We start from the raw sequence: 4645 nt of genomic DNA on the forward strand, positions 1-4645 counted from the left end.
GAGTTAGGAGTTAGGAGTTAGGATTTAGGAGTTAGGAGTTAGGAGTTAGGAGTTATAAATATTAACTCTTCACCAATGCCCAATACAACTCTTGGAGAGGCTGCGCCCTAAGCGTAGCTATGCCGCAGGCTTTACGACTACGGTTCCATCGAGCGAAGTCGAGATGCTCAGTACAAGTGCCCAATGCCCCATTCCCTAAGATACGATGTTAGTCTATGCCAATTTATGTTTACTGGGGTGAGGATGATTTTGCTATGGAAAAGGCGATCGCTATGCTGCGCGATCGCGTCCTCGATCCCCAATGGATAAGTTTTAATTACACTGCATTCACCCCAGATCAAGCTGATGCTGCTATCCAGGGGTTAAATCAGGTCATGACACCCACTTTTGGTGCTGGTGGGCGCTTGGTATGGCTGATAAATACTACTTTGTGCCAGCAGTGTCCAGAGAATGTGTTAGCAGAACTGGTGCGATCGCTAAGAGTCATTCCCGAAAACTCATTTTTATTGCTCACCAGCCGCAACAAGCCAGATGAACGCCTCAAATCCACAAAATTGTTAAAACAATTTGCCACCGAGTTCCGAGAATTTCCCCTCATTCCCCCTTGGAAAACCGAATTGCTGGTGCAATCTGTTAATCAAGCAGCTCAGACTGTGGGTGTAAAACTAACTGCCAATACTGCCCAATTGTTGGCAGATTCTGTAGGAAATGATACACGGCTGCTCTACAATGAGTTAGAGAAACTGCGGCTATATGCCCAAGGTAGCAACAAGCCTTTAGACACAGATACCGTTACGAAGTTAGTAAAAAATAATACTCAAAATAGTTTACAATTAGCGGCAGCAATCAGAACAGGAGATATATCTAAAGCTTTGACGACACTGGCAGATTTGAGCAATGCTTCCGAGCCGGGATTACGGATAGTTGCCACACTGATTGGACAATTTCGTACATGGCTGTGGGTCAAGATTATGATAGAAAGTGGGGAGCGCAATCAACAAGCGATAGCTATTGCTGCTGATATCGGTAATCCTAAACGGATCTACTTCTTACAGCAAGAAATCAAGCTTCTTTCTGTGCAACAGTTAATCTCTTGCTTACCTCTACTATTGGAATTAGAAGTGAGTCTCAAGCAAGGAGCATCAGAAATACCAACACTCCAGACTAAAGTCATCGAACTTTGTCAAGTATGTCGAGGGAATTGACAATCAAATATAAAAGCTTGATGTATTGAGCAGTTGCTGGAACTTCCAACTCCGAAAATAATTCAACGTTCTTATAATATCCTTGATGTAGTTCTGTGTCACACACTATATGAAGAAAATTTCTGATTTATTTTCCCGATTTAGCCGAAAGCGAATCCTTTCCCAATCATTCTTTTTCGGCGCGATCGCCACTGTGGGTCTAATTTCCAACGTTTTTTCATTGAGTTCAAAAGCTTATGGTCAAACTCCAACACCAATAGTTAACAATACTCAAATCGACAGCTATGCTCAAGCTGTGCTAGCAATGGAGCCAGCCCGTCAAAATGCCTTTGAAGAAATTAAAAAACTTATTGGTAATGGAGAAATTCCCCAGATTGTTTGTAACGATTATAACAGCATAAATGGTCTTCCCAGAAAGGCTAAAGATATTGCAGTGAATTACTGTAATCACTCTCAAAAAATTGTCCAAGATAATGGTTTGAGCATTGATCAGTTCAACAATATTACTAGAGAACTGCAAAATAACAATAACTTAAAACGGCAGGTTTACAATAGCTTATTACGTCTGCAAAAAACTCCTGACTCTCCGTAGTTAAAACTTGCATAAAAATTAGAGAGTAACACGTTAAAATTAACTAACCCCGCATGAAAGGGAGGGCAGTATTGATTTTTTATAAAAGGCTGCAAACATTGATTTATGAAATACTTGTTTGTGAATACTAAGTTAATCGACAATAATCTATTGCATTTTACAAATGAATTTTTATCAAGAAAGAATAAAACCATGAATTCTGAACAAAAAAGCGTCTGAATCTAGGGGTTTAAGATCCCCACTAAATCTGCATCTGGTTCAGTTAATAAAAATTGTCGGTTGGGTTAAGCAAAGCGCAACCCAACATTTCCGGGCTTTGTTGGGTTACCATGCAGAAAGCCCCTTTGGGTCTACGTTCCTCAATCCAACCTACACAGTTTAGAGGTCATTTATAAAGTAAATATTAAGTAGCGTGTGTTACGCGCTGCTTTAACGCACCCTAGAATTTAAGGTTTACTTTATACAGCAGATTTCAAGTTAGTAAAGTACACAAGGTAAGTCTCAAAGCCAGGTATAAAGCCTGTTTTACTTCTGTTAGCGCAGCGGGGCGTAGCCCATTCTGACCAAAGGAACGGAAACGTCTCCGGCTTTGTGCTCCTGAATTCTGAATTCTGCTGTAAATCATTTCTTAGGGTTTTTGGCGCTAACCCAAGCGTATTGCATCTTTAGGGATCTTCAATTAGTAGCTCTTTTGAATTCCCCACTCATTGAAGAAGAATTCTCGCTTGCAGAAATCTTCTTCAATAAAGTGCTACATTCAATCATAAGACATGTTTGCTTGGCGCTTGGTGTGAATATTTTTCATGTGCTTCTTCACGGTGTTTATAGTGATGTAAAGCTTAGTAGCAATTTCTTTGTAGCTGTAGTTACTTCTATAGAGAAACCAAATTTCAGCTTCTCGCGGCGTCAGGTCAAATTTTTTAACTTCAGTAAGTGCTACATTTTTCAAAGATTCATATTGATTTTCTATAGTCACCAATAAGCAAGGCACTTCAAACCCCTCTAAATCTAGCAGTCTCACCCTAATCCGAAAAATATTGGACTTATTAAGTACAATTTCATCCGACAGAATTAAAAGTTTATCAGAAAACAAATACCGACTCTTGAATAACGATTCACAAAGATTCCAGATGACTGGTGGTACAAAACTTTGGTTGAAATTGCCTTGATTAAATTGACAACAAAGGCGACGAGCCGATGCATTAGCATGAACTACTTCACCTGTTTTGCTTAAAATTAATACACCGTCTTCTAAGCCTTCAATTACTTTTTGTAAAAAATCAGCTCGCTTCGAGTCATGTAAGTCAATACTATCTAGCTTTTGTGGTTCAGCTACTGTTTTTACTAATGTCTTTGTTAGGGCGATCATAGGAAAGTTTTTTAACACTATTTTCTTGAAATACTCAATTTGCAATTTATGTAGTCTGTTTGCATTAGAGGATGTTTGAAAAGTTTTGAGAAGTCAAAATTTATGCCAATCGCCTTACCATGATACGGATCATAGCCGTTGGAACGTTTTACCGATACCTTGGACTATGCTGCCTAAATGGATAAAGTCGAGTTAAGAAACCGGGTTTGTTTCTCCTCACTAACAAATCATTTAGTATCACTTTTTTATGCATTCCAGTGTACACAGTTCACGACGACTACTAATTTGATGCGCCTTTCTCCAAGCTTGAGGAGTGGTTTGGTGATATTGACGAAACTGGCGGAAGAAATGAACCGCATGTTGATAACCCACCTTACCAGCTATTTGCTCCACTTTCTCTGAAGTCTCAAGGAGCAAGGAACGTGCTGCTATCATCCGCCGCTCGATTATCCAACTTTGTACTGTTTTTCCTGTTTGGCGTCTCACTAAGTCAGTGAGGTAAGCAGGGGAATAAGCAACTGATTGAGCCACATCAACAAGAGTAATAGGTAGGTAAAAATTGTTTTCAATGAAGTGAAAGACATTACTAAGTTGAGGGTTGCATGGAAAGATGAACTCAGAGGCACTGGTTCTTGTGGTGTCAGCAGATGATGATTCACTTATAACCATAGAAGATCAATTCTGTTTCAAGAGTGGTAATGGCAATTCGGATAGCAACTGTGAAATACAGCATCAACTTCCTATATGTACATCAACAAAATGTACATATAAAACTCCGGTTTTATTTGGGAAAATATCCTAAGACTAAAAAGCCCATTTTCTAAGGATTTTATCTAAAATCCTTTTCAATAATCAAATAGAATTCCTATATAGAGATACATAGGTGCAAGAAATATCAACTTATGCACTTTTGAGATAAAAATAGCCAGAAATTTTATCCTCATAACTGCTTCACGTCCTGACTTTTACCGTTATCTATTTGACGGAGCAATCGCTTACTATACCTCTATCAAAAAGTCTTATTTTCTCGTAATTTATTATCATTAAAACTAATTTTTTGAAAAAATATCTAGTGTAAAACTCTTGTTATTTAGTTGTTTCACGACTTAAGAGAAAAAGTTAGATGCAAAGGAAGTCCAACTAAAACAACGCTCATACTCAAGCTATTTAAACGCCTAATCAGTTTTCTTTGATGAGTATTTGTTAATCTAACAGATAACAGTAGGGTAAATGTGTGCTCTGCTAGTGTAGATTGACAAGCGCAGCATTAGTTGTGATAGTTGAAATACAACGAAAAATTAGCATTATCTCGTTTATGCTTTTACTTCTATTTATGTTCAAGTCCAATAGAGCTATACACTTGTATGAGGAAAATATAGCAATCTTATTTGAATTATGAATATTCCAAGTGTAAGAAACCGAGAAACTCAAAAAATGACCTGCGAGCACATTTCGCGGTTGTGAAAAGGGTACATCTGG

4 protein-coding genes are annotated in these 4645 nt (G+C 38.3%); 2 read left to right on the top strand and 2 right to left on the bottom strand.

Going from position 1 to position 4645, the window contains the following annotated elements; genetic code table 11:
* The first annotated feature begins 215 nt into the window (after positions 1-215).
* Complete coding sequence (gene holA, locus ACFFAP_RS36085; protein WP_375515711.1) at positions 216-1205, top strand: DNA polymerase III subunit delta; 990 nt, start codon at positions 216-218, stop codon at positions 1203-1205.
* A gap of 109 nt (positions 1206-1314) precedes the next feature.
* A complete protein-coding gene (locus tag ACFFAP_RS36090; protein ID WP_375515712.1) occupies positions 1315-1797 on the top strand; it encodes a DUF4168 domain-containing protein in 483 nt (160 codons plus the stop codon).
* Between the two features lie 757 nt (positions 1798-2554).
* Here ACFFAP_RS36090 and ACFFAP_RS36095 read toward each other — a convergent pair.
* Together ACFFAP_RS36095 and ACFFAP_RS36100 are read right to left on the bottom strand one after the other, a co-directional pair.
* Positions 2555-3166 (bottom strand): LuxR C-terminal-related transcriptional regulator, encoded by a 612-nt coding sequence (locus tag ACFFAP_RS36095; protein WP_375515713.1) that lies wholly within the window; start codon positions 3164-3166, stop codon positions 2555-2557.
* Between the two features lie 237 nt (positions 3167-3403).
* On the bottom strand, positions 3404-3835 hold the full coding sequence (locus tag ACFFAP_RS36100; protein ID WP_375515714.1) for a helix-turn-helix domain-containing protein: 432 nt from the start codon (positions 3833-3835) through the stop codon (positions 3404-3406).
* Positions 3836-4645: the final 810 nt, after the last annotated feature.

It is taken from the genome of uncultured Nostoc sp., assembly GCF_964245575.1.
GTDB lineage: Bacteria > Cyanobacteriota > Cyanobacteriia > Cyanobacteriales > Nostocaceae > Nostoc.

What these genes read in the sequence shown, in the direction of transcription:
- ACFFAP_RS36090 (WP_375515712.1), top strand. Translation starts at nt 1,315, where the DNA reads ATGAAGAAAATTTCTGATTTATTTTCCCGATTTAGCCGAAAGCGAATC.
- holA (WP_375515711.1), top strand. Translation starts at nt 216, where the DNA reads ATGCCAATTTATGTTTACTGGGGTGAGGATGATTTTGCTATGGAAAAG.
- ACFFAP_RS36095 (WP_375515713.1), bottom strand. Translation starts at nt 3,166, where the DNA reads ATGATCGCCCTAACAAAGACATTAGTAAAAACAGTAGCTGAACCACAA.
- ACFFAP_RS36100 (WP_375515714.1), bottom strand. Translation starts at nt 3,835, where the DNA reads ATGGTTATAAGTGAATCATCATCTGCTGACACCACAAGAACCAGTGCC.